This window comes from Streptomyces sp. NPDC055254 (assembly GCF_053606025.1).
The window spans coordinates 41020-64126 of sequence record NZ_JBSGQV010000036.1 but is presented as its reverse complement, the minus strand read 5'-3'; the positions used below and the strand labels follow the sequence as shown (position 1 = coordinate 64126).

The window sequence follows — 23107 nt, the reverse complement described above, 5'->3', positions numbered from 1 at the left end:
GGAGCCCCGACTACCCAAACCTGCCGAGCAGGTCCTAGGGTTGCTGTGTGAATGAGCTCGACGTTGTGGGTGTCCGGGTGGAAATGCCCTCCAACCAACCGATCGTGCTCCTGCGTGAAGTGGGAGGCGATCGGTACCTCCCCATCTGGATCGGTCCGGGGGAGGCTACCGCCATCGCCTTCGCGCAGCAGGGCATGGCTCCGGCGCGGCCGCTGACGCACGACCTGTTCAAGGACGTGCTGGAGGCGGTCGGCGAGGAGCTCACCGAGGTCCGGATCACGGATCTGCGGGAGGGTGTCTTCTACGCGGAGCTCGTCTTCGCCAGCGGGGTCGAGGTGAGCGCGCGGCCTTCCGACGCCATAGCGCTGGCCCTGCGCACGGGAACGCCCATCTACGGCAGTGACGGCGTGCTCGACGACGCCGGAATCGCCATTCCGGACGAGCAGGAGGACGAGGTGGAGAAGTTCCGCGAGTTCCTCGACCAGATCTCTCCCGAGGACTTCGGCAGCGGGCCGCAGTGACGCGCCCACCGCGTCGTCCACCGGGATCTGTCACCCCATTCGAGTAGCCTTTCCCCGTCAAGGGATACGGGAAACCACTCTCAGGGTGATTATCACTCGGCGTGCCGAGTGTGGCGATCGTTGACGCACCCCGGGTGACTGCCTACCTTCAAGGTGGCAGGTCAAGGACGGAGGGTCGGCGTGAGGATCACGGGCGACGGTACGACCGGGGGCACCCCCGCACGGAGTGACGGTGGACCGTACCCGCTGCACGGCGGTGCGGTGGGCTCCGCGCGCCGTCAACCGGAGTCGACGCCGGTCGGACCGGTGGACGGCGATCCGGCGCCCGAGCAGGTCGGCTACCGCGGGCCGACCGCGTGCGCCGCGGCCGGCATCACCTACCGGCAGCTGGACTACTGGGCGCGGACCGGGCTGGTGGAGCCCAGCGTGCGTCCCGCGTACGGGTCGGGGACGCAGCGGCTGTACAGCTTCCGCGACGTCGTGGTCCTCAAGATCGTCAAGCGTTTCCTGGACACCGGGGTGGCGCTGCAGAACATCCGTACGACCGTTCAGCACCTGCGTGACCGCGGCTTCGCCGACCTGGACCGGATGACGCTGATGAGCGACGGCGCCACCGTCTACGAGTGCACCTCCCCCGACCAGGTCGTGAGCCTGCTCCAGGGCGGGCAGGGCGTTTTCGGGATCGCTGTCGGCGTGGTCTGGCGCGATGTCGAGAAGGCGCTGTCGCAGCTGCACGGGGAGCGGGTGGACACCGGCGAGACGGTGGTCGGCCACAATCCCACGGACGAACTGGCGGCCCGCCGCAACCGAGCGGTCTGACCGCCGCGCGGCGCGCCCGTCACGGGCGGGTGGTCCGACGGGACGCGCCCGGGCCCCGGAGTCGGACCCGGGCTGATCACGACTGTCAGTGCCGTAGGGGAGCATCGGGGCTGTGAGAGCCGCGCCGACCATCCTGCACCTGGACATGGACGCCTTCTACGCCTCCGTGGAGCAGGCGTCGAAACCGAGCCTGCGGGGCAAGGCCGTCATCGTCGGGGGACTGGGGCCGCGCGGGGTCGTCGCCACCGCCTCGTACGAGGCACGGCGCTTCGGTGTGCACTCGGCGATGCCGACGGCGCAGGCCCGGCGGCTCTGCCCGAACGGCGCCTATCTGATCCCGCGCTTCACCCTGTACCGAGCGGTCAGCGACCTGGTGATGGCCCGGTTGCGGGAGCTGTCGCCACTGGTGGAGCCGCTCAGCCTGGACGAGGCCTTCGTGGACCTGGAGGCGGGCGGGAGCGCCTTCGACTCGGCCGGTGCCCGCGCGGCGGGGGAGCGGCTGCGGGCGGACATCCGGGCGGCCACCGGGCTCAGTGGATCCGTGGGGTTGGCGGGGTCGAAGATGCTGGCCAAGGTGGCCTCCGAGGAGGCCAAGCCGGACGGCCTGCTGTTGATCGAGCCGGGGACGGAGCGTGAGCTGCTCGCGCCGATGACCGTGCGGACCCTGCCCGGCGTCGGGCCGGCCACGGGGGAGCACCTGCGCCGGGCCGGGATCACCAGCGTGGGGGATCTGGTGGAGGCCGGCGAGGACGAGCTGGTACGGATGCTCGGGCGCTCGCACGGCGTCGGCCTGTACCGGATGGCGCTGGGACTGGACGACCGGCCCGTGGTCGCGGAGCGGGACACGAAGTCGGTTTCGGTGGAGGACACCTTCGACGTGGACCTGCACGACCGGGTGCGCATCCGCAACGAGGTGCAGCGGCTCGCGGACCGGTGCGTGCGGCGGCTGCGGGAGTCCGGGCACTCCGGGCGCACCATGGTGCTCAAGGTGCGCCGGTACGACTTCTCCACGCTGACGCGCTCCGAGACGCTGCGGGGGCCCACCGACGACCCCGCCGTGGTCCGGGAGGCCGCGGCGCGGCTGCTGGAGGGCGTGGACACCACGGGCGGCGTGCGGCTGCTGGGCGTGGGTGTGACGGGGCTGGCCGACTACACGCAGGAGGACCTGTTCGCCCAGGCGTCGGCCGCCGAGCCGGCCAGGCCGGACCCCGGGGAGGCGGACGCCCCCGAAGGGGCCGGTGGGGCCGGTGGCGCGGCTGGGGCGGTGGAGGCGGCCGCGGGCGCGGAGCCGCCGGCGGGGGAGGGGGAGCCGGGGCCGGCGGCGGAGCGGAGGTGGGTGGCGGGGATCGACGTACGGCACGCGGTGCACGGGCCCGGGTGGGTGCAGGGCAGCGGGGTCGGGCGGGTGACCGTGCGGTTCGAGCGGCCCGGATCGGCGCCCGGCCGGGTGCGGACCTTCCGGGTGGACGACCCCGAGCTGGAGCCGTCCGATCCGCTACCGCTGGTGGGGGACGCGGGTCCGCCCTGACCCGGGAGGCGGACCGGCCGGCGGCGCTCAGGCTCCGCCCGTACGGCCCTCCTCGCCCGCGAGGCGGCCGAAGTCCCGGTCGGTGGAGGCGGGGGCGGGAGGCTGGTGGAACTCCGAGGGGAGGGTCACGTCCAGGCCGTAGTGGTGGTAGAGCTGCAGCTCCTGTTCCGGCGAGAGGTGGCGGCCGACACCGAAGTCGGGGGCGTCCTTGATCAGCGAGCGGTCGAAGGGCACCCGCAGGGTCTCGCCCACCAGCTCGCTCGGCTCCAGCGGGACGAAGGCGTCCCGGCCGAACAGTCCCGTCCGGACGGCGGCCCACTCCGGGACGCCCGTGGCATCGTCGAGGTAGACCTCGTCAACTGTTCCGATCTTGGTGCCATTGCGGTCGAACGCCTTGCGGCCGATCAGGCTGCGCGGATCGATGTCGGTCTGCACGGTCCCTCCATAGGGTCGCAACTCCTCCGTAATGACTACAGAAGTGCATATTGTGAAAGCAGGCCACTCGGGGAGCGCCCGGATCCTCGCTGGTAGGCTGGGTGGTGGCTGTCGACCCTGTGCGGGAGAGTCCTCCGAATGAAGTGACGGAGGCGCCGAAGGAGCAAATCCTCCCCGGAATCTCTCAGGCATACGTACCGCACGGACGAGGCCACTCTGGAAAGCAGGGGCGGCTACCGGGCGCACAGTGCCGGTGCCTCTCCTCACCGACGGTGAAAGCCGGACCTCTCCAGGGGCGCGCCTACCCGGCATCGGCCGGGGCAGCCCCGTGCGGTCCGGTGAAACTCTCAGGTTGAGATGACAGAGGGGGAGGCCGTCCGGGTGCCCGCGCCGTGGTGCCCCTCGCAGGTCATACGACCAGGAGGCCTCCGTACATGACCGCCAACCGCATTCCGCTCTCCCAGCTGGAGCGAGGCATTCCCTTCGAGCAGCGCCACATCGGCCCGGATGCCGAGGCGCAGGCGAAGATGCTCGCCCAGGTGGGCTACGGCTCCCTGGACGAACTGACCGCCGCCGCGGTGCCGGATGTGATCAAGACCGCGGAGGCCCTCGACCTGCCCGATGCCCGGACCGAGGCCGAGGTGCTGGCCGAGCTGCGCTCCCTCGCCGAGCGCAACCAGGTCCTCTCCTCGATGATCGGCCTCGGCTACTACGGGACCTTCACGCCGCCGGTGATCCTGCGCAACGTGATGGAGAACCCGGCCTGGTACACGGCGTACACGCCGTACCAGCCGGAGATCTCGCAGGGCCGCCTGGAGGCGCTCCTCAACTTCCAGACCGTCGTCGCCGACCTGACCGGGCTGCCCACCTCCGGCGCCTCGCTGCTCGACGAGGGCACGGCCGCGGCCGAGGCCATGTCGCTGGCCCGCCGCGTGGGCAAGGTCAAGGACGGTGTCTTCTTGATCGACGCCGACGCCCTGCCGCAGACCATCGCCGTGATCGAGACCCGCGCCGAACCCACGGGCGTGGAGGTCGTCGTCGCGGACCTCTCGGACGGCATCCCGGCCGAGATCGCGGAGCGCGGCGTCTTCGGCGTGCTGCTCCAGTACCCGGGCGCCTCCGGCGCCGTCCGCGACATCAAGCCGCTCATCGACGAGGCGCACGCCCTCGGTGCGATCGTCACCGTCTCGGCCGACCTCCTCGCGCTGACCCTGCTGACCTCCCCCGGCGAGCTGGGCGCGGACATCGCCGTCGGCACCACGCAGCGCTTCGGTGTCCCGATGGGCTTCGGCGGCCCGCACGCCGGCTACATGGCCGTCCAGGCCAAGCACGCCCGCTCCCTCCCCGGCCGCCTCGTCGGCGTGTCCGTGGACGCGGACGGCAACAGGGCGTACCGCCTGGCCCTGCAGACGCGCGAGCAGCACATCCGCCGCGAGAAGGCCACCAGCAACATCTGCACCGCGCAGGTCCTGCTGGCCGTCATGGCCGCGATGTACGCCGTCTACCACGGCCCCGACGGCCTGCGGACGATCGCCCGCCGCACCCACCGCTACGCCGCCCTGCTCGCCGCGGGCCTGACGGCCGGCGGGGTCGAGGTCGTGCACGGCGCGTACTTCGACACGATCACCGCCCGTGTGCCGGGCCGCGCCGCCGAGGTCGTCGCCGCCGCCCGCGAGGGCGGGGTCAACCTCTTCCGCGCCGACGCCGACCACGTCTCCGTCGCCTGCGACGAGACCACACTGCGCGCCGACATCGACGCCGTCTGGGCCGCCTTCGGCGTCTCGGCCGACATCGAGGCGCTGGACGCGACCACCGCCGACACGCTGCCCGAGGCCCTGCTGCGCTCGGACGACTACCTGACCCACCCGGTCTTCCACCAGCACCGCTCCGAGACCGCGATGCTGCGCTACCTGCGCAAGCTGTCGGACAAGGACTACGCGCTGGACCGCGGCATGATCCCGCTGGGCTCCTGCACCATGAAGCTCAACGCGACCACCGAGATGGAGCCGGTGACCTGGCCCGAATTCGGTCAGCTGCACCCGTTCGCACCGGTGGAGCAGGCCGAGGGGTACCTCACGCTCATCACCGAGCTGGAGGAACGTCTCTGCGAGGTGACCGGCTACGACAAGGTCTCCATCCAGCCCAACGCCGGCTCCCAGGGCGAGCTGGCCGGTCTGCTGGCCGTCCGCGCCTACCACCGGGCCAACGGCGACGAGCAGCGCACCGTCTGCCTCATCCCGTCCTCCGCGCACGGCACCAATGCCGCCAGCGCCGTGATGGCCGGTATGAAGGTCGTCGTCGTCAAGACCGCCGACGACGGCGAGGTGGACGCCGAGGACCTGCGCGCCAAGATCGAGCAGTACCGCGACGAGCTCGCCGTGCTGATGATCACCTACCCCTCGACGCACGGTGTGTTCGAGGAGCACGTCGCCGACATCTGCGCCCAGGTGCACGACGCCGGCGGCCAGGTCTACGTGGACGGCGCCAACCTGAACGCCCTGGTCGGACTCGCGAAGCCCGGCCACTTCGGCGGCGACGTCTCGCACCTGAACCTGCACAAGACCTTCTGCATCCCGCACGGCGGCGGCGGCCCGGGCGTCGGCCCGGTCGGTGTCCGGGCCCACCTGGCCCCGTACCTGCCGAACCACCCGCTCCAGCCGACCGCCGGCCCGGAGACGGGCGTCGGCCCGATCTCGGCCGCGCCGTGGGGCTCGGCGGGCATCCTGCCGATCTCCTGGTCGTACGTGCGCCTCATGGGCGGCGAGGGCCTCAAGCGCGCCACCCAGGTGGCGGTGCTCGGCGCGAACTACATCGCCAAGCGCCTGGAGCCGCACTACCCCGTGCTCTACACCGGCCCGGGCAACCTGGTCGCGCACGAGTGCATCATCGACCTCCGCCCGCTGTCGAAGTCGACGGGCGTGAGCGTGGACGACATCGCCAAGCGCCTGATCGACTACGGTTTCCACGCGCCGACCATGTCCTTCCCGGTCGCCGGCACGTTGATGATCGAGCCGACGGAGTCCGAGGACCTCGCGGAGATCGACCGCTTCTGCGACGCGATGATCGCCATCCGCGGCGAGATCGACCGGGTCGCGGGCGGCGAGTGGCCGGCGGACGACAACCCGCTGGCCAACTCCCCGCACACGGCGGCGGCGCTGGGCGGCGAGTGGAACCACCCGTACACCCGTGACGAGGCCGTCTTCCCGGGCGGGGTCACGGCCGCCGAGAAGTACTGGCCGCCGGTGCGCCGGATCGACGGCGCCTTCGGCGACCGGAACCTGGTGTGCTCGTGCCCGCCGCTGGACGAGTACGACCACTGAGGCTGAGCGCCACCCGAGCGGAGCGAGGGGCCGGTCCGGAGATTCTCCGGGCCGGCCCCTCGCCGTGCGTCGTGCGCGCCCCGTTCGGGGGCGCGGGAACCGGCCGAGTCAGGCCGCCTTCACCACCTGGGCCGCCGCGAGCGGGCGGTGCGGGGCGATGATCTGGCCGTCCGGCAGCAGCTCCCCGGTGTCCTCGAAGAGCAGGACGCCGTTGCACAGCAGGCTCCAGCCCTGTTCCGGGTGGTTGGCCACGGGCTCTGCGGCCTCCCGGTCGGCGGATTCGGCTGACGGGCAGGCAGGCTGGTGCTGGCACATGGATGCGTTCTTTCGCTGCGGTGTGGTCTGCGTGCTACGGCTCGATGCGTGGTTCATGGCCGTCCCCCTGGGTCATCCCCGCACCCGCGGGGAGCATGTCCTCAGTCTTCCCCCATGACAGCCGCTTCGCAGGTATTTCCCCGCAGCTGTCCTCACACAGTGATGACGCATCACTCGTGCGGGCGGTTCAGCCCAACTCCCCTGTCATTTCGGGTGGTTCGGCAGTGACCTGAGCGGGCTAGGCCGAATGGGTGATTCGGGTCAGGCGGCGGGTGCGGCCAGCGTGGTTGGGGCGGGGGTCGTCGCGGGAGTCAACCGCCGGGTCAGCACGGGCAGCAGTTCGGAGACGGGGTGCGGCCGGTACGGGGCGATGCCGGGCGGTGCCGGGGCCAGGGGGACCAGCAGGTCCTCGCCGGCGGGCAGCCCGGAGGAGGCGTCGGCCCCGACCGCCCCGTGCAGCCACAGGGTCAGCATGTACAGCTCGGGTACGGACAGCAGTCTCGGCTGATAGTTCTTGCCCAGCGACTCGGCCTGGCGCAGGGCCCGTTCGGTGGCGGCGACGTAGGGGCCCTCGAAGAAGTGGGAGAAGGCCCAGCCGTCCGGAGTCAGCCGGGTGTCGGCCGCCGCGACGTAGCGGTCCGCGCTGCGGATCAGGAACCGCCAGCCGGTCAGCCGCGTTCGGGGCGGCCTGTCCCCCGCCGTCGGCTGGGAGGAGATGCCCAGCCGGTCGAGGACGTGGACCGGGAGGGGCAGTTCGGCGGTCAACGGCCCCTGGAGCGCGCGCAGGGAAGGCGTGTGCGCCTCGTGGACGGCGGTGGGGGACGCGAGTGCCGCGAGGACGCTGCGCAGGGCGGGCGCGGGAGCCGGAGGGACGTGCAGCGGCATGGTGGGTCGCCTCTCGCTTGGGAGACCTGTGGAACGGGGGAAGGTGCGGACGGCGCTGTCGCATTCTGGGGTCAGAGGGGGGCTGACGGGCAATGGCCGCGCGCCGACTCTCTGCCTCGTTTGCGGAGTTTATACGACATGTGTTCACGCAGTGTTTCGGCTAGCCGTCCCGGCTATTGCCGGCAAGACGCTTACCGGTCCCGCTGACATGGCATCCATGCCGGATAGGCGCGAACACGTCGCGCTGACCTCGGAGGTTACCGGACGGGGGCTCGGCTGGAAAGCGTCGGTTATCCGGAGGCGGCACAATCGGTGCGGAATTTGCGTGAGTCGACTTGCCAGGTGAATGTGCCGAAGCGCCCTTCGGCCAAACCGGCGCGCGGCCCCCGGCCGGCCCGCCCCCCGGCGTTATGGATCACGCTGCCGGGGCATCATCGACCGTAACGCGCGCCTGGGTGTCCCGGGCCGTGTCACTGGAGGAGGGACGCTTCGATGGGGGAGAAGGTCGTGGCGGGCGGATTCGACCTGTCCGATCGGCAGCGGTATCGAAGGAAGCTTCACGAGTGCCTGGAGGGGCTGGAGCGGCTTCTGGCGGAGAAGAGGTTCGATCGCCCCAAGAACATGATGGGGCTGGAGATCGAGTTGAATCTCGCGGGCGCCGACGGTATGCCGAGAATGGTGAATACACAGGTGCTGGAGCGGATTGCGAGCCCCGATTTCCAGACGGAGCTGGGAATGTTCAACGTGGAGGTGAACGTACTTCCGCACCGGCTCGGCGGGCGGGTATTCGACCAACTCGCCGAAGAACTCAGCGCGGGGCTGGCATATGCCCACCGGCAGGCCGCCGAGATCGACGCGGGAATGGTGATGATCGGCATCCTGCCGACGATCACCCGCGACGACCTGGTCACCGCGAACCTGTCGGCGGTGGACCGGTACTCGCTGCTGAACGAGCAGATCCTGATGATGCGCGGCGAGGACTTCATGCTCGACATCGACGGGGTCGAGCGGTTGGTCTGGACCTCGGGGTCGATCGTGCCCGAGGCCGCATGCACCTCCGTACAACTCCATCTGCAGGTGACCCCGGGCCGGTTCGCGGACGTGTGGAACGCGGCGCAGGCCGTCGCCGCCGCCCAGATAGCCGTCGGCGCCAACTCGCCCTTCCTCTTCGGGCGCGAGCTGTGGCGGGAGTCTCGGCCCCCGCTGTTCAAGCAGGCCACCGACACCCGGCCGCCCGAGCTCCAGGCGCAGGGGGTGCGGCCGCGCACCTGGTTCGGCGAGCGCTGGGTGGACTCGGTGCACGAGCTCTTCGCGGAGAACGTCCGCTACTTCCCCTCCCTGCTGCCGATCTGCGACGAGGAGGAGCCGCTGCGGGTGCTCGCCGAGGGCGGCGTGCCGACCCTGCACGAGCTGGCCCTGCACAACGGCACCGTCTACCGCTGGAACCGCCCGGTGTACGGGCTGGCCGACGGAGTGCCGCACCTGCGCGTGGAGAACCGGGTGCTGCCGGCCGGCCCCACCGTCGCCGACGTCGTCGCCAACGCCGCCTTCTACTACGGGCTCGTACGGACCCTCGCCGACGAGCCGCGCCCGGTGTGGACCCGGCTGCCCTTCGCGGAGGCGGAGGCAAACTTCGACGCGGCCTGCCGGTACGGGATCGACGCGCGGCTGCGCTGGCCGCGCCGGGGCCGTGCCGGGGGCCTGGCCGGCGTGCCGGCGGTGCGGTTGGTACTGGACGAGCTGCTGCCGATGGCGGCGGCCGGGCTGGACGCCTGGGGCATAGAGCCGGCCGACCGGGACCACTACCTCGGCATCATCGAGGAGCGCTGCCGGCGGCGGGTGAACGGGGCCACCTGGCAGGTCGACACCTACCACCAGGCGGTCGCGGGCGGCCTGGACCGGGACGAGGCGCTGGCCGCGACGACCCGTCGCTACAGCGAGCTGATGCACCGGGGCGACCCCGTGCACACCTGGCCGGTGGGGCTCGCGGAGCGGGAGGTGCGGGCACCCGTGCCGGTCCGTCGCTGAGCCGGTGATCCCGGCCGTCGTCGTCCCCCGCGCGCGCCGACGAGCAGGACGAGGAGGCACTATGGGGCTGTCGTATCAGTAGGGCGGAACGGGAGCGGGCGTGCGGGCGGAGCCGGAACCGGTGGTCTTGGAGCTGGGCGCGGACGGGCGGCGTCCCGGGCGGGCGGTCCTGCGGACCGAGACGCTCCTCGTCCTCGCGCTGTCGCTGGGCGCCAGCGGCGTCTCGGCGCTGATCAGCTTCATCGGCTCGCTCACCAAGCCGGGCGGGCTGAAGGACCAGGCCGCCACGCTGAACGGCTCCTACGCCCCCGGCCGGCCGTGGCTGGACCTGGCCTGGCAGCTCTTCGGCATCGCGTCCGCACTGGTGCCCGTCCTGCTGGTGGCGCACCTGCTGACCCGCGAGGGCGCGCCGGGACTGCGGGTGCTCGGCTTCGACCGCACCCGGCCACTGGGGGACCTGGGACGGGGCGCGGTGGTCGCCGCCGGTATCGGGAGCGCCGGGCTGGCCTTCTACCTCGGCGCGCGGGCCGCCGGCTTCAACCTCACCGTGGTGCCGGAGGCCCTGCCCGACGTGTGGTGGAAGTTCCCCGTGCTGATCCTCTCCGCGGTGCAGAACTCCCTGGTGGAGGAGGTCATCGTGCTGGCCTACCTGCTGCGCAGGCTCGACCAGCTGGGCTGGTCGCCGTTGGCCGCGCTGCTGGCCAGCTCGCTGCTGCGCGGCTCGTACCACCTCTACCAGGGCATCGGCGGCTTCATCGGCAACGTGGTGATGGGCGTCGTCTTCGTACTGGCCTACCGGCGCTGGGGACGGGTCGGTCCGCTCGTCGTCGCGCACGCCCTCCTGGACATCGTGGCCTTCGGCGGGTACGCGCTGCTCGCGGGCGAGGTGGGCTGGCTGCCGACGCCGTGACGCCTCGTACGCGGCGGTTCAGGGGGCGGTGAGGAGCTCCCCGTCGAGCACCGTGACCGCGCGGCCGGTCAGCAGGGTGCGCTCGCCCGCCAGGGTGACGCGTACCAGGCCCCGGCGGGCCCCGCCCTGCAGGCCGGTCAGCTCCTCGCGGCCCAGGCGCCGCGCCCAGAACGGGGCGAGCGCGGTGTGCGCGCTGCCGGTGACCGGGTCCTCGTCGATTCCGAAGGCCGGGAAGAAGCCGCGCGAGACGAAGTCGTACCCGAGCGAGGGATCCTCGGCAGGCGCGGTGACGATCACCCCCCGCTTGGCGAACGAGCGCAGTGCGGCGTGGTCCGGCACCAGTTCGCGGACGGTCCGCTCGTCGGCCAGCTCGACCAGGAGGTCGCCGATGTGGGCCGAGGTGTCGTGCACGGAGAGGATCGGGGCGCCGCCCAGGGCGTGGGCCACGGCGCCCGGCGCCTGCGCCGGGGTCAGCGAGGACGTGGGGAAGTCCATGGTGATCGTGGCGTCGGTGCCCGCCTCGGTCGTCAGGACGCCGCAGCGCGCGGCGAAGCGGACCCGGCCGGCGGGCCGGCCGTGCTCCGCCAGGCTGCGCTCGTTCAGAACGTGGGCGGTGGCGAGCGTGGCGTGCCCGCACATGTCGACCTCGGCCACCGGAGTGAACCAGCGCAGCGCCCAGTCGGCTTCGCCGCCGGGCGGCAGCGGGCGGGCGAAGGCCGTCTCCGAGAGGTTGACCTCGGCCGCGACCTGCTGGAGCCAGGTGTCCGAGGGGAACTCTCCGTCGAGGAGCAGGACTCCGGCGGGGTTTCCGTGGAAGGGGCGGTCGGTGAAGGCGTCGACGATTCGGATGCGCATGCCCCGACGGTAGGGCGGTCCCCGATCGCCGACAAAGGCCAATCCCGGCTCACTGGACTTGTCGGCTACGAGATGATCCAGGAGATCAGCGAGCGCAGCGGCGGGGCCGGTGGAAGACCGGCTCGCCCGAGCAGCGGCAGAAGGCGGTCGCGGTCATCGACGACGCCCGCGGGAAGCTCTGCTTGATCCTGGCGGGCGGGCACTGAGCCGCCGGTGCGCTCATCGGGCGGTGCGCCCGGCGGATGCTTTCACCGGGCGCGCCGCCGTACCCGTCGAAGGGGCCGGGGGCGGTCAGGTGACCAGCCCGGCGAGCTTGCGCAGCGACTCGTTCAGCGCGGCGGTGGCCGAGTCCTTGAGCTTGCCCGCCATCAGCGAGACGGCGGCGCCGGTGAACTCGCCGTCGATGCGGACCGTGGTGGCCCCGCCGTCCGGAACGAGCGTGTAGCGGGTCAGCACGGCCACGCCCATCGGTCCCTTGCCCGTGATCGCGAAGAGGCGCTCGTCCTCCAGCTCCGAGACGGTCCACAGGACCTCGGCCGGGAAGCCCATCATCTTCATGTTCTCCGCGAAGGTGGATCCGACCGCGAGGGTCTCGGGGCCGCCCTTGGGGAAGTCGGTGTGGGTCGTGCTCCACCGGCCGTACGCGTCCCAGTCCGTCAGCTGGGACCAGAGCTTCGCGGCGGACGCCTCAATGCGTGATTCCGCGGTGACTTCGGCCACGCGACCACCCCTTCTCGTCGGGTACGTGCGGCGGAACGTAGCCCCGGGGGGCGGAACATTCAATACTGACGACCTGTCAGATATCGAGGGTCCCGATCTCACCCGCCGGAGTGCGTGTCACGTCCCCGTCTCAACAGGCGTCTCCCCCGTGACGGTGCTGACGGCCCCTGTCATGATGGCCGGATGCAAGCGTCAGGGAGAAATGCCGGACTGGGCCTCGCCCTCGTCTCGGCATTCGCGTTCGGTGGTTCCGGAGTGGCGGCGAAGCCGCTGATCGAGGCGGGTCTGGACCCCCTCCACGTGGTCTGGCTGCGGGTGGCCGGGGCGGCCCTCGTGCTGTCCCCGCTGGCCTGGCGCCACCGTGACCTGCTGCGCCGCAGGCCGGCGCTGCTCGCCGGATTCGGCCTCGTGGCCGTCGCCGGTGTGCAGGCCTTCTACTTCGCCTCCCTGTCCCGGATCCCGGTGGGCGTGGCCCTGCTCCTGGAGTACCTGGGCCCCGCGCTGCTGCTCGGCTGGATCCGCTTCGTGCAGCGCAAGCCGGTCACCCGGGCGGCCGCCACCGGCGCGGCCGTCGCCGTGGTGGGTCTTGCCTGCGTGGTCGAGATCTGGGCCGGACTGAGCCTGGACCTCGTCGGGGTGCTGCTCGGCCTCGCCGCGGCCTGCTGCCAGGCCTTCTACTTCGTCTTCGCCGACCAGGGCTCGGACGGGGACGACGTGCCCGACCCGCTCGGGGTGATCGCGTACGGCATGCTCATCGGCGCCCTGGTGATGACCGTGATCGCCCGGCCCTGGGGGATGGACTGGCAGGTGCTGGGCGGCCAGGCCGCCCTGGGCGAGGCGATGGTGCCCGCTGCGGTGCTGCTCGGCTGGGTGGTGCTGATCGCCACGGTCTTCGCGTACCTCACCGGCGTGGTCTCGGTGCGCAGGCTGTCGCCGCAGGTCGCCGGTGTGGTGGCCTGCCTGGAGGCGGTCATCGCCACCGTGCTGGCCTGGGTACTGCTCGGCGAGCACCTCTCGACGTGGCAGATCGCCGGCGGGGCGCTGGTGCTGGGCGGAGCCTTCATCGCGCAGACCTCGCGGGCGGCCGCGTCCACCGCCCCGGACCCGCTGCCCGCGCTCGCTCCGGCCGGTGCGGCGGGAGCGGCGAATCCGGCGGATCCGGGCCCACTGGACCGTGAGACGACGAAAGCCTAGGGTGACGCCCATGCCTTCGACCGTGCTTCCGCCTCCCGCCGCCTAGCGCGGGCGGCGCCCCCCACTCCTTCGGACCGTCCCGGTCGCCCCTCGGCGCACCCGGGCGGTCGTGCGCTGCCCGCGAAGCGATGACCCGTATCCTTCATCCTTCACGCACGCGCGGAGAACCACGTGTCGAACCATTCGCCCGCCACCGGGCGCAGTCTGCTGTACCTCGTCGTCGCCGGAGCCGCCTGGGGCACCGCCGGGGCGGCCGCTTCCCTCCTCTTCCTGGCCAGTGACCTCGGCCCGCTCTCCCTGTCGTTCTGGCGGTGCGCGGGCGGGCTCGCCGTGCTGCTCGCGGTACTGGCCGTGCGCCGGCCCGGCCGACGGGCGGAGCGGGTGCGGCCGTCGGCCGGCTCGCTGATCGTGACCGGCCTGCTGTTCACGCTGTTCCAGGCGGCGTACTTCGCCGCCGTGCGGGAGACCGGCCTCGCGGTCGGCACCGTGGTCACCCTCGGCGCCGGACCCGTGCTGATCGCGCTCGGTGCGCGGCGCTGGATGGGGGAGCGGCTGGGCCGGGGCGGGGCCGTCGCCGTCCTCGGGGCGCTGGCGGGTCTCGCCGTCCTGGTCCTGGGCAGCGGGGACGGCGAGGTACGGCCCGCGGGCGTCGGTTGGGCGCTGCTGTCGGCCGCCGGCTACGCGGCGATGACCCTGCGGGCGCGCCGGCTCGGGCAGCGCGGCGCCGGCGGCGACCCCTTGGTGACCACGGCCTGGTCGGTCGCGGTGGGCACGGTGTGCCTGCTGCCGGCCGCGCTGGTGGAGGGGCTGCTGCCGCACGCCGCCGACCTCGGCCGGGTGCTGTGGCTGCTGGTGTACCTCGCCACCGTGCCCACGGCGCTGGCGTACGCGCTGTACTTCACGGGAGCCGCGGCCGTCCGGGCCGCCACCGTGTCGGTGGTCATGCTGATCGAGCCGGTGAGCGCGGCCGTGATCGCGGTGCTGGTGCTCGGGGAGCGGCTGACCGGCGCCGTGGTGCTGGGCACCGTAGCGCTGCTCATGGCGGTGGGTGCGCTGATCAGGGCCGAGTCCCGGCGGCCGGCGGAGGGGCCGGCCGAGGGGTCGGCGGACGGGCCGGCCGGTGATCCGGCGCCGCGGCCCGCCGCCGTGCCGCTGCCTCAGAGCGCGGCGAGGTAGCCCGGGACGGCGATGCCGGGGGCCAGGTCCGCCGCGGGCACCGGGGTCCCGTACGCCGGGGCGACCGGGACCACGCCCGACCAGTAGGGCAGGCCCAGGTCCTCGGCGTCGTCGTTCGGTCCGCCGGTACGGAGCTTCGCGGAGACCTCGGTCAGGTCCAGCCGGATCACGGCCGTGGCCGCGAGCTCCTTGGCGTTGGCCGGCCGGGAGTCGGCGGAGCGGCCCGGGACCACGTGGTCGACGAGGGCGTCCAGGGCCGTGCGGCACTCCGCCTCGTCGGTGACCTGGTAGGCCGTTCCCTGGACGACCACCGAGCGGTAGTTGAGGGAGTGGTGGAAGGCCGAGCGGGCCAGCACCAGGCCGTCGACGTGGGTCACCGTGACGCAGACGGGCAGGCCCGGGTCGGCCTTGCCGGCGGCGAGCAGCGGGCGGGAGCCGGTGGAGCCGTGGATGTAGAGCGCCTCGCCGACCCGGCCGAAGAGGGTGGGCAGGACCACCGGCGCGCCGTCGCGGACGAAGCCGAGGTGGCAGATGTAGGCCTGGTCCAGTATCGAGTGCACCGTCTCGCGGTCGTACCGGGCCCGGTCCCGGGACCGGGTGGGGACCGTGCGGTCGGTGGGCTCGTAGGAGCCGGTGGATCCCGGGAGAACGGCCGGGTCGGCGGTCGCCGCGGCGGTCTTGGGGTCGAGGGTCTCCGTAGCGGGCGTGCCGGTCATGGCGCGTCTCCATTGCTCTAGTGCATAATGTGTTTTGTGCTAGAAGACTATCGAATCACAGGGCGTCGTGCATCGGACATCGCGGCCAGTGTCGAAGCGGGCGTGGGCACGGGCGCGCTCGCGCCCGGAGCGCTGCTGCCCCCGATGCGGGAGTTGGCCGGTGAGCTGGGCGTGAATCCCAATACCGTGGCCGCCGCCTACCGGACGCTGCGCGAGCGCGGGGTCATCGAGACCGACGGCCGGCGCGGCAGCCGGGTGCGGGCCCGGCCGTCGAGCGCGCCCCGGGACGCGCTGCGGACGGCACTTCCGCCGGGCGTGCGGGACATCGCCGCGGGCAATCCGGACGTGTCCCTGCTGCCCGACCTCGACGGGCCGCTCGCGGCCGCCGCCCGGCGCTACGCGCAGGCTCCGACGCTCTACGGGGACGACCCGGTCGCCCCGGAGCTGGCCCGCCTGGCCCGGGCGGACTTCGCGGCGGACGGGGTGCCGCCCGGGCCGGTGGCGGTGACCTCCGGCGCCCTGGACGGCATCGAACGGGTGCTGGCCGCGCACCTGAGGCCGGGCGACGCGGTGGCGGTCGAGGATCCGGGGTGGGGCAGCGTGCTTGACCTGGTCCCGGCGCTGGGGCTGCGGGTGCTGCCGGTGCCGGTCGACGACGAGGGACCGGAGCCGGGCGCCGTCGCGCGGGCCCTGGCGGCCGGGGCGCGGGCCCTGGTGGTCACCTCGCGGGCGCAGAATCCGACCGGGGCCGCGGTCGGGGCGGCGCGGGCGCGAGAGCTGCGGGCGGTGCTGGCCGGCCACCCCGAGGTGCTGGTGCTGGACGACGACCACGGGCACGGAATCGTGGAGCTGCCCCTGCACACGCTGGGCGGGGTCACCCGCCACTGGGCGCTGATCCGCTCCACGGCCAAGGCCTACGGACCCGACCTGCGGCTGGCGGTGCTCACCGGGGACGAGGTGACCCTGGACCGGGTCCGCGGGCGGCAGCGACTGGGGCCGGGGTGGGTGAGCCGGCTGCTCCAGTACGCGGTGGTGGAGCTGTGGAGCACGGACGCGGTGGACCGGGCCGCGGTGGCCTGCTCGTACGGGGAGCGGCGGGGCGCGCTGCTCGCGGCGCTGCGCGAGCGGGGGGTGCGGGGGCACGGGCGGAGCGGGATGAACGTATGGGTGCCGGTCGCCGACGAGACCTCGGTGGTGACGAGCCTGCTGACCGTCGGGTGGGGGGTCGCCGCCGGGGCCCGGTTCCGGGTCGAGGCGGCGCCGGGGATCCGCCTGACGGTGTCGCAGTTGGCGCCGGGGGACGTGGCGGTGCTCGCGGACGCCGTGGCCGCGGCGGTCAGGCCCGGGGCGTCGCGGGCCCGGTACGCCTGACGCTCCTGCGGGCGCCGGGGCGGGTCTGGGTGAGCGCGGCCCCCGCCAGGACGATCGCGGCGCCGACCGGGGTGTTCCAGTGCAGTTGCTCGCCCAGGACCAGCACGCCCGCCGTGGTCGCGATGATCGGGATGAAGTAGGTGACCATCTGGGCCGTGGTCGGGCCGACCTCCGTGACCAGTCCGTACTGCATCTGCAGGGCCAGGCCCGTGCCGAGGGCGCCCAGGGCGATCACCGACAGGGTGGGCCACAGCGGGAAGGAGCCCGGTGCGGAGGTGAACAGGGCGCTGACCAGGATGAGCTGGAGGGTGGAGACCAGCAGCTGGCCGCCGGTCAGGGCCACCGGGGAGCCCGGGGTGCCGGCCAGGGTCCGGCGGACGTAGATCCAGCCGACCGGGTAGCAGAGCGACGCCAGCAGGGCCAGCGCGGTGCCCTTGCCGTCGACGCCCGCGAAGCCCTGCCAGGCGCCCAGGACGGTCAGCACCCCGAGGAATCCCAGGCCCAGACCCGCGAAGCGGCGGCGGGTCGGCCGGTCCTCGGACAGGGCGACGATCGACAGCGCCATGCCCCACAGCGGGGAGGTCGCGTTGCAGATGCCGGCCAGGCTGGAGGGGATGGTCAGCTCCGCGTAGGCGAACAGCGAGAACGGGAGGGTGTTGAGCAGCAGCGCGGCCACGACGAGGTGGCCCCAGGTGCGCAGACCGCGGGGCAGCGGTTCGCGGCGCACCAGCAGGACGCAGAGCAGGGCGAGGGCGCCGAACAGGACCCGGCCCAGCGCCACCTGGAAGGGGGCGTACGCCTCGGTTCCCACTTTGATCAACAGGAAGCTGAAACCCCAGACCACCGACAGGATCGCGAAGCGTACGCGCCAGTCCGGACGGGGGGCCCGGGCCGGTGTGCCGGAGGATGCGGCGCCCGCGCGGCCGGTGGCCGAAGGGGAGGGGGGAAGGGTCGGCCGGGGTGCCGCGGGTGCGCTCATGGCCTTTACTGTGATCGCATCGACTTCGTAGGACAAGCGAGACTTCCTGTGCAGGAAGTCGTAGCATCACTTACATGTTGAACCTGGAGCGCCTGCGCACCCTCGACGCCCTCGCCCGGCACGGCTCGGTCAGCGGCGCGGCCGACGGCCTCCACGTCACCACCTCGGCCGTCTCCCAGCAGATGGCCAAGCTGGAGCGCGAGGTCGGCCAGCCGCTGCTGGCCCGGAACGGGCGCGGGGTCCGGCTCACCGACGCCGGGCGGCTGCTCGCCGAGCACGCGGCCCGGATCATCTCCCAGGTGGAGCTCGCCCAGGCCGACGTCGAGGCCCAGCGGGGCTGCGCCGTGGGGGAGTTGCGGATCGGCGCCTTCCCCACTGCCATGCGGGGGCTGCTGCCGCAGGCGCTGTCGGCCCTGCGGGCGGACCACCCCGAGCTGCGGGCCCGGGTCCGGGAGCAGGAACCCGAGGAGAGCATGGCGGCCGTCGTCCGGGGCGACCTCGACATGGCGTTGGCCATCGACTGGCACAACAAGCGGATGCCGGTCCCCGCCGAACTCACCCGCACGCACCTGCTGGACGACTCCGTGGACATCGCGGTACCGGTCGGCCACCGGCTGGCCGACCGTACCCGGATCTCCCTCGCCGAGTTCGCCGACGACGACTGGATCTCCTGGAACGAGGGCCAGTTCTGCCACGAGTGGCTGGTCTTCACCCTGCGCGGCACGGGCATCGAGCCGCGCATCACCCACATCGCGGAGGAGCACCACACCCAGCTGGCCTTCGTGGAAGCCGGGCTCGGCGTGTGCGTGGCGCCGAGGCTCGGCCGGGGACCGGTGCCCGACGGCGTCCGGCTCCTGCCGGTGTGCGACTCCGTACGCCGGCACGTGTACGCGGTCTGGCGCGCGGACGCCGACCGGCGGCCCTCCATCCGCGCCGCGGTCCAGGCGCTGCGGCAGTCGGCCGCCGGCCGGGCCCGACCCGCCGGGGTCGCCTAGATCTTGCGGAAGTCCCAGGAGACGACGGAGTCAGGGGTCAGGCGGATCCAGGCGTGCCGACCGTCGTGCGGCATCTCCTCGATGCCGAAGTTCTTGACGGGGAAGATCCGTTCGGCCTCGGCCAGTTCGGCGCACGGCTCGCCCGTGCGCGGGGCCTCGCCCACGAAGACGGCACTGCCCGACAGCTCCACCCCGCGCAGTTCGTCGTAGGCCTCGCCCGCGTCGACGACCACCGAGATCCGGGGGTCCTTGCTCAGGTCGGACCAGCGCCGACTGCGCGTGATCGAGTACAGCCACAGCGAGCTGCCGTCCCAGGCGAACCACAGGGCGCCCACGTGCGGACGCCCGTCGGGGGAGACCGTCGCCACCCGGCAGGTGCGCTGCTCGCGCAGGAACGCGTCCACTTCCGCGTCGGTCATCATGATGCGGCGGCCCCGCCGCTGAGTCTCGTCCATCCGATCCGCGCCCCTTCACATCTGACTGTGTGTCAGGAATCATGGAGGCTCTTCCGTCGCCGCGCCAGGGGGAGCCATGCCCGATCTCGATCCCGCGACCACCGCGCTGCTCACCGTCGAGTGCCAGAACGGTGTCGTCGGCGAGGAGAGCGCGCTGCCCGAACTCGCCCGAGCGGCACGGGACTCGGGGATGCTCGGGCGGGTGGCCGCGCTGGCCGACGCGGCGCGCGGGGCCGGCGTACAGGTGGTGCACGCGGTCGCCGAGCGGCGGCCGGACGGACTCGGGGCCAACACCAACGCGCGGCTGTTCCGGGCCGCCGGGAAACTGCCGGTGCGCCAGCTGTCCGGCAGCCCCGCGGTGCAGGTGGCGGCCCCTCTGGTGGTGGCCGAGCAGGACCTGGTGGTGCGCCGGCTGCACGGGCTCTCCCCGATGGCCGGCACCGACCTCGACGCCCTGCTGCGCAACCTCGGCGTCCGCACCCTCGTCGTGACCGGGGTCTCCTCCAACATCGCCATCCCGAACACCGTCTTCGACGCCGTGAACCGCGGCTACCGGGTGGTGGTCCCGGCGGACGCCATCGCCGGCGTGCCGGCCTCCTGCACCGCCGAGGTGATCCGCAACTCCCTCGCCCTGGTCGCGACCATCACGACGACCGAGGCCCTCCTCGCACGGTGGACCCCGGCGTCCTGACACCGGCACCGACACACCGGCACCGACACACCGGCATCGGCATCGGTACCGGCACACCGGCATCGGTCGGTCCCGCGCCGCGGGGGCCGCCGAGCCCGCCGCCATGGCCACGGACCGGCACTTCCGCGTCGCGGCGCGGCGCCGGATAGCCTGGGCGGATGCTGTCCGAAGTGATCGCGACCCGTTACGTCACGCCCCTGCGTGAGGGCGGCTCGCTCCCGGGAATCGTCGAGGCCGACGATCTCGGGACCTATGTCATGAAGTTCACCGGAGCCGGCCAGGGACGCAAGACCCTCGTCGCCGAAGTCATCTGCGGGCGCCTGGCCCAGCGGTTGGGCCTGCGGGTCCCCAGGCTGGTGCAGATGCAGCTCGATCCCGTCATCGGGCTCGGCGAGCCCGACCAGGAGGTCCAGGAGCTGCTGAAGGCCAGCGGCGGACTCAACCTCGGCATGGACTTCCTGCCGGGCTCCCTGGGCTTCGACCCGCTCGCCTACCGCGCGGACCCGGTCGAGGCGGGGCGCGTGGTCTGGTTCGACGCGCTGATCAACAACGTCGACCGGTCCTGGCGCAACCCGAACATGCTCATCTGGCACGGGGACCTGTGGCTCATCGACCACGGAGCCACCATGATCTGGCACCACAACTGGCCCACCGCCGGGGCGACCGCCGCCAAGCCCTACAACGCCTCCGACCACGTACTGGCCCCCGTGGGCCCGGACATCGGGGCCGCGGCCGCGGCGCTCGCGCCCCTCGTCACGGAGGAGCTGCTCACCGAGGTCGCGGCCGACGTGCCCGACGAGTGGCTGGTGGACGAGCCGGGCTTCGAGTCCACCGACGCGGTGCGCCGCGCCTACGTGGACGTGCTGCTGCCGCGCGCCGCCACCATCCACGAGCGGATCTCGATGGAGACCGGGGTGCGGACCCCGGCCGGGCCGCCCGGCTGGCTCACGGACCACTTGGGCGAATGGCCTCACCCGACCAAGAAGAAGAGCGACGGCAAGTGACCCAGCGGAACGTGTTCGAGTACGCGCTGGTGCGCGTGGTGCCCCGGATGGAGCGCGGCGAGTGCTTCAACGCCGGCGTGATCGTCTACTGCCGGGCGCTCTCCTACGTCTCGGCGCGCACCCACCTCGACGAGCGCAAGCTCCTCGTGCTGGACCCGGGGGCCGACGTGGCCGGGGTGCGGGCCGCGCTGCGCGGCGTCGAGGGCGTGTGCGGCGGCGGCGAGCCGGCGGGGCAGGCCGCGGGCGACGACGCGGGCCGCCGGTTCCGCTGGCTGATCGCCCCGCGCAGCACGGTCGTCCAGCCGGGACCGGTGCACACCGGCCTGACGGCGGACCCGGAGGCCGAGGTGGAACGGCTCCTCGAACTCCTGGTGCGCTGAAGCCGGCGGCGGACGAACCCGGCCCCGGTGAATTGCGTACGTTGACACCGGGTGCCAGGGCTCCTAGCGTCTCCTCAGCTGAAGCTACTAAGCGGTTGCTCACCCAAGGGCGGCCGTCTCTCAAGGGCGAGGAGATCCAGCATGTCCACCATCGAGCAGCGCGTCGCGATCGTGACCGGGGCGGCCCGGGGCATCGGCGCGGCCACCGCCGTACGCCTGGCCGCCGAAGGCCGGGCGGTCGCCGTACTCGACCTCGACGAGGCGGCCTGCAAGGACACCGTCGAGGCCATCACGGCGGCCGGCGGCAAGGCCCTGGCGGTCGGTTGCGACGTCTCCGACAGTGCCCAGGTGGAGGCGGCCGTGGAACGCGTGGCCGCCACCCTCGGCGCGCCGACGATCCTGGTCAACAACGCGGGCGTGCTGCGCGACAACCTGCTCTTCAAGATGAGCGACAACGACTGGGACACGGTCATGAACGTGCACCTGCGCGGCGCGTTCCTGATGGCGAAGGCCTGTCAGAAGTACATGGTCGAGGCCAAGTTCGGCCGCATCGTGAACCTTTCCAGCAGCTCCGCGCTCGGCAACCGGGGCCAGGCCAACTACTCCACGGCCAAGGCCGGACTGCAGGGCTTCACCAAGACGCTGGCCATCGAGCTCGGCAAGTTCGGCGTCACCGCCAACGCCGTCGCCCCCGGCTTCATCGTCACCGAGATGACCGCCCAGACGGCGGCCCGCGTCGGCATGGGGTTCGAGGACTTCCAGGCGGCCGCCGCCACGCAGATCCCCGTCCAGCGCGTCGGTCGCCCGGACGACATCGCCCACGCGATCGCCTTCTTCACGGGCGAGGCCGCGGGCTTCGTCTCCGGCCAGGTCATGTACGTCGCCGGCGGTCCGCTCGCCTGACGGGCGGCGGCCGGCCGGCCGGTCGGTCGACCGGGACGAGCAGACGAGCAGATCAGCGGACGAGAGGCAGGACCCACGTCATGACGGACAACAACGGACCCGACAGCGGCAAGGTCGCGCTGATCACGGGAGCGAGCCGGGGCATCGGCTACGGCATCGCCGAGGCGCTGGTCGCGCGCGGCGACCGGCTCTGCATCACGGGGCGCAACGAGGAGGCCCTCAAGGAGGCGGTCGAGCGGCTCGGCGCCGACCGGGTGATCGGCGTCGCGGGCAAGGCGCACGACGAGGCCCACCAGGCGGTCGCCGTCGAGCGCACGATGGAGGCCTTCGGCCGTGTCGACTTCCTTGTGAACAACGCGGGCACCAACCCGGTCTTCGGGCCCATCGCGGACCTGGACCTGGGCGTCGCGCGGAAGGTCTTCGAGACCAATGTGATCTCGGCGCTGGGCTTCGCCCAGCGGACCTGGCACGCCTGGCAGAAGGACAACGGCGGTGCGATCGTGAACATCGCGTCGATCGCCGGCGTCTCCGCCTCGCCCTTCATCGGCGCGTACGGGATGAGCAAGGCCGCCATGGTCAACCTCACCCTCCAGCTCGCCCACGAGATGGCGCCCGGGGTCCGGGTCAACGCCATCGCCCCCGCCGTGGTCAAGACGAAGTTCGCGCAGGCGCTCTACGAGAACCGTGAGGCGGAGGCCGCGGCGGCCTACCCGCTCGGCCGGCTCGGGGTGCCGGAGGACATCGGGGGAGCCGCGGCTTTTCTTACTTCCGCACAAGCGGAATGGATCACTGGGCAAACTCTGGTCGTTGACGGCGGAATGTTCCTCAATGCCGGAGTCCATTGACCGATAACCGGACACATTCGCCTCTAAAAGAGAGGCAAATGCATACCGAATAGGCACGGAAC

The 23107-nt window shown here is 72.6% G+C and carries 23 protein-coding genes, 1 pseudogene and 1 riboswitch; of the genes and pseudogenes, 16 read left to right on the top strand and 8 right to left on the bottom strand.

The features are described from left to right. Positions 1–47 precede the first annotated feature (47 nt). From ACWFQ8_RS26580 to ACWFQ8_RS26570, 3 genes are all read left to right on the top strand, one after another. Positions 48–521: a bifunctional nuclease family protein gene (locus tag ACWFQ8_RS26580; RefSeq protein ID WP_453788800.1), complete on the top strand. Its 474-nt coding sequence runs from the start codon at positions 48–50 to the stop codon at positions 519–521. A gap of 180 nt (positions 522–701) precedes the next feature. Then, positions 702–1340: a MerR family transcriptional regulator gene (locus ACWFQ8_RS26575; protein ID WP_453788799.1), complete on the top strand. Its 639-nt coding sequence runs from the start codon at positions 702–704 to the stop codon at positions 1338–1340. A 112-nt stretch (positions 1341–1452) separates the two neighbouring features. Continuing rightward, a complete protein-coding gene (locus ACWFQ8_RS26570; protein WP_453788798.1) occupies positions 1453–2868 on the top strand; it encodes a DNA polymerase IV in 1416 nt (471 codons plus the stop codon). A 27-nt stretch (positions 2869–2895) separates the two neighbouring features. Here ACWFQ8_RS26570 and ACWFQ8_RS26565 read toward each other — a convergent pair whose 3' ends face one another. Continuing rightward, a complete protein-coding gene (locus ACWFQ8_RS26565) occupies positions 2896–3303 on the bottom strand; it encodes a PRC-barrel domain-containing protein (RefSeq protein WP_453788797.1) in 408 nt (135 codons plus the stop codon). A gap of 112 nt (positions 3304–3415) precedes the next feature. Continuing rightward, positions 3416–3513: riboswitch (glycine riboswitch) on the top strand. Positions 3514–3737: 224 nt separating this feature from the next. Here ACWFQ8_RS26565 and gcvP point away from each other — a divergent pair. Beyond that, the gene (gene gcvP / locus ACWFQ8_RS26560) at positions 3738–6623 is read left to right on the top strand and encodes an aminomethyl-transferring glycine dehydrogenase (RefSeq protein WP_453788796.1); all 2886 of its coding nucleotides are present in this window, start codon (positions 3738–3740) and stop codon (positions 6621–6623) included. A gap of 108 nt (positions 6624–6731) precedes the next feature. On the opposite strand, the gene ACWFQ8_RS26555 is transcribed toward gcvP, so the two are convergent. Next, complete coding sequence (locus ACWFQ8_RS26555; protein ID WP_453788795.1) at positions 6732–6938, bottom strand: DUF5999 family protein; 207 nt, start codon at positions 6936–6938, stop codon at positions 6732–6734. A gap of 261 nt (positions 6939–7199) precedes the next feature. After that, positions 7200–7823: a hypothetical protein gene (locus ACWFQ8_RS26550; protein WP_453788794.1), complete on the bottom strand. Its 624-nt coding sequence runs from the start codon at positions 7821–7823 to the stop codon at positions 7200–7202. Between the two features lie 492 nt (positions 7824–8315). On the opposite strand from ACWFQ8_RS26550, the gene ACWFQ8_RS26545 reads away from it, so the two are divergent. Both ACWFQ8_RS26545 and ACWFQ8_RS26540 read left to right on the top strand, forming a co-directional pair. Further along, the gene (locus ACWFQ8_RS26545; protein ID WP_453788793.1) at positions 8316–9851 is read left to right on the top strand and encodes a glutamate-cysteine ligase family protein; all 1536 of its coding nucleotides are present in this window, start codon (positions 8316–8318) and stop codon (positions 9849–9851) included. 100 nt (positions 9852–9951) lie between these two features. Further along, on the top strand, positions 9952–10761 hold the full coding sequence (locus ACWFQ8_RS26540; protein WP_453788792.1) for a CPBP family intramembrane glutamic endopeptidase: 810 nt from the start codon (positions 9952–9954) through the stop codon (positions 10759–10761). A gap of 18 nt (positions 10762–10779) precedes the next feature. Here the strand turns inward: ACWFQ8_RS26540 and ACWFQ8_RS26535 are convergent, their stop codons facing one another. Beyond that, a complete protein-coding gene (locus tag ACWFQ8_RS26535) occupies positions 10780–11616 on the bottom strand; it encodes a PhzF family phenazine biosynthesis protein (RefSeq protein ID WP_453788791.1) in 837 nt (278 codons plus the stop codon). A gap of 110 nt (positions 11617–11726) precedes the next feature. On the opposite strand from ACWFQ8_RS26535, the pseudogene ACWFQ8_RS26530 reads away from it, so the two are divergent. Beyond that, positions 11727–11822: pseudogene (locus tag ACWFQ8_RS26530) on the top strand (PadR family transcriptional regulator); the annotation flags it as partial. Between the two features lie 85 nt (positions 11823–11907). Here ACWFQ8_RS26530 and ACWFQ8_RS26525 read toward each other — a convergent pair. Then, the gene (locus ACWFQ8_RS26525; RefSeq protein WP_453788790.1) at positions 11908–12336 is read right to left on the bottom strand and encodes a type II toxin-antitoxin system Rv0910 family toxin; all 429 of its coding nucleotides are present in this window, start codon (positions 12334–12336) and stop codon (positions 11908–11910) included. A 183-nt stretch (positions 12337–12519) separates the two neighbouring features. Between ACWFQ8_RS26525 and ACWFQ8_RS26520 the strand changes: the two genes are divergently transcribed. Both ACWFQ8_RS26520 and ACWFQ8_RS26515 read left to right on the top strand, forming a co-directional pair. Further along, a complete protein-coding gene (locus ACWFQ8_RS26520; RefSeq protein ID WP_453788789.1) occupies positions 12520–13530 on the top strand; it encodes an EamA family transporter in 1011 nt (336 codons plus the stop codon). A 171-nt stretch (positions 13531–13701) separates the two neighbouring features. Continuing rightward, complete coding sequence (locus ACWFQ8_RS26515; protein WP_453788788.1) at positions 13702–14706, top strand: DMT family transporter; 1005 nt, start codon at positions 13702–13704, stop codon at positions 14704–14706. Here the strand turns inward: ACWFQ8_RS26515 and ACWFQ8_RS26510 are convergent. Next, the gene (locus tag ACWFQ8_RS26510; RefSeq protein WP_453788787.1) at positions 14688–15422 is read right to left on the bottom strand and encodes a pyridoxamine 5'-phosphate oxidase family protein; all 735 of its coding nucleotides are present in this window, start codon (positions 15420–15422) and stop codon (positions 14688–14690) included. The two genes, ACWFQ8_RS26515 and ACWFQ8_RS26510, sit on opposite strands and share 19 nt — an antisense overlap. A gap of 36 nt (positions 15423–15458) precedes the next feature. Between ACWFQ8_RS26510 and ACWFQ8_RS26505 the strand changes: the two genes are divergently transcribed. Then, the gene (locus tag ACWFQ8_RS26505; protein ID WP_453788786.1) at positions 15459–16793 is read left to right on the top strand and encodes an aminotransferase class I/II-fold pyridoxal phosphate-dependent enzyme; all 1335 of its coding nucleotides are present in this window, start codon (positions 15459–15461) and stop codon (positions 16791–16793) included. Here the strand turns inward: ACWFQ8_RS26505 and ACWFQ8_RS26500 are convergent. Then, a complete protein-coding gene (locus ACWFQ8_RS26500; protein WP_453788785.1) occupies positions 16759–17772 on the bottom strand; it encodes a DMT family transporter in 1014 nt (337 codons plus the stop codon). The two genes, ACWFQ8_RS26505 and ACWFQ8_RS26500, sit on opposite strands and share 35 nt — an antisense overlap. A 74-nt stretch (positions 17773–17846) precedes the next feature. Between ACWFQ8_RS26500 and ACWFQ8_RS26495 the strand changes: the two genes are divergently transcribed. Then, positions 17847–18767 carry a LysR family transcriptional regulator gene (locus ACWFQ8_RS26495; protein WP_453788784.1) on the top strand — a complete coding sequence of 307 codons (921 nt, stop codon included), beginning with the start codon at positions 17847–17849 and terminating at the stop codon, positions 18765–18767. On the opposite strand, the gene ACWFQ8_RS26490 is transcribed toward ACWFQ8_RS26495, so the two are convergent. Then, entirely contained in the window at positions 18764–19222 is a 459-nt protein-coding gene (locus tag ACWFQ8_RS26490; RefSeq protein WP_453788783.1) for a pyridoxamine 5'-phosphate oxidase family protein, read from the bottom strand. The two genes, ACWFQ8_RS26495 and ACWFQ8_RS26490, sit on opposite strands and share 4 nt — an antisense overlap. Positions 19223–19298: 76 nt before the next feature. Here ACWFQ8_RS26490 and ACWFQ8_RS26485 point away from each other — a divergent pair, with 76 nt between their 5' ends. The 5 genes from ACWFQ8_RS26485 (at position 19299) to ACWFQ8_RS26465 (ending at position 23045) form a co-directional block, all read left to right on the top strand. Next, positions 19299–19913, top strand: coding sequence for a cysteine hydrolase (locus ACWFQ8_RS26485; protein ID WP_453788782.1), 615 nt, complete (start codon positions 19299–19301; stop codon positions 19911–19913). Between the two features lie 158 nt (positions 19914–20071). Next, positions 20072–20917: a HipA family kinase gene (locus tag ACWFQ8_RS26480; RefSeq protein WP_453788781.1), complete on the top strand. Its 846-nt coding sequence runs from the start codon at positions 20072–20074 to the stop codon at positions 20915–20917. Then, positions 20914–21297: a DUF3037 domain-containing protein gene (locus ACWFQ8_RS26475; RefSeq protein ID WP_453788780.1), complete on the top strand. Its 384-nt coding sequence runs from the start codon at positions 20914–20916 to the stop codon at positions 21295–21297. The genes ACWFQ8_RS26480 and ACWFQ8_RS26475 overlap by 4 nt, the downstream gene beginning before the upstream one ends. 141 nt (positions 21298–21438) lie before the next feature. Continuing rightward, positions 21439–22200 carry a 3-oxoacyl-ACP reductase FabG gene (fabG, locus tag ACWFQ8_RS26470; RefSeq protein ID WP_453788779.1) on the top strand — a complete coding sequence of 254 codons (762 nt, stop codon included), beginning with the start codon at positions 21439–21441 and terminating at the stop codon, positions 22198–22200. Positions 22201–22280: 80 nt separating this feature from the next. After that, positions 22281–23045 carry an SDR family oxidoreductase gene (locus tag ACWFQ8_RS26465; protein ID WP_453788778.1) on the top strand — a complete coding sequence of 255 codons (765 nt, stop codon included), beginning with the start codon at positions 22281–22283 and terminating at the stop codon, positions 23043–23045. The last annotated feature ends 62 nt before the right edge of the window (positions 23046–23107 follow it).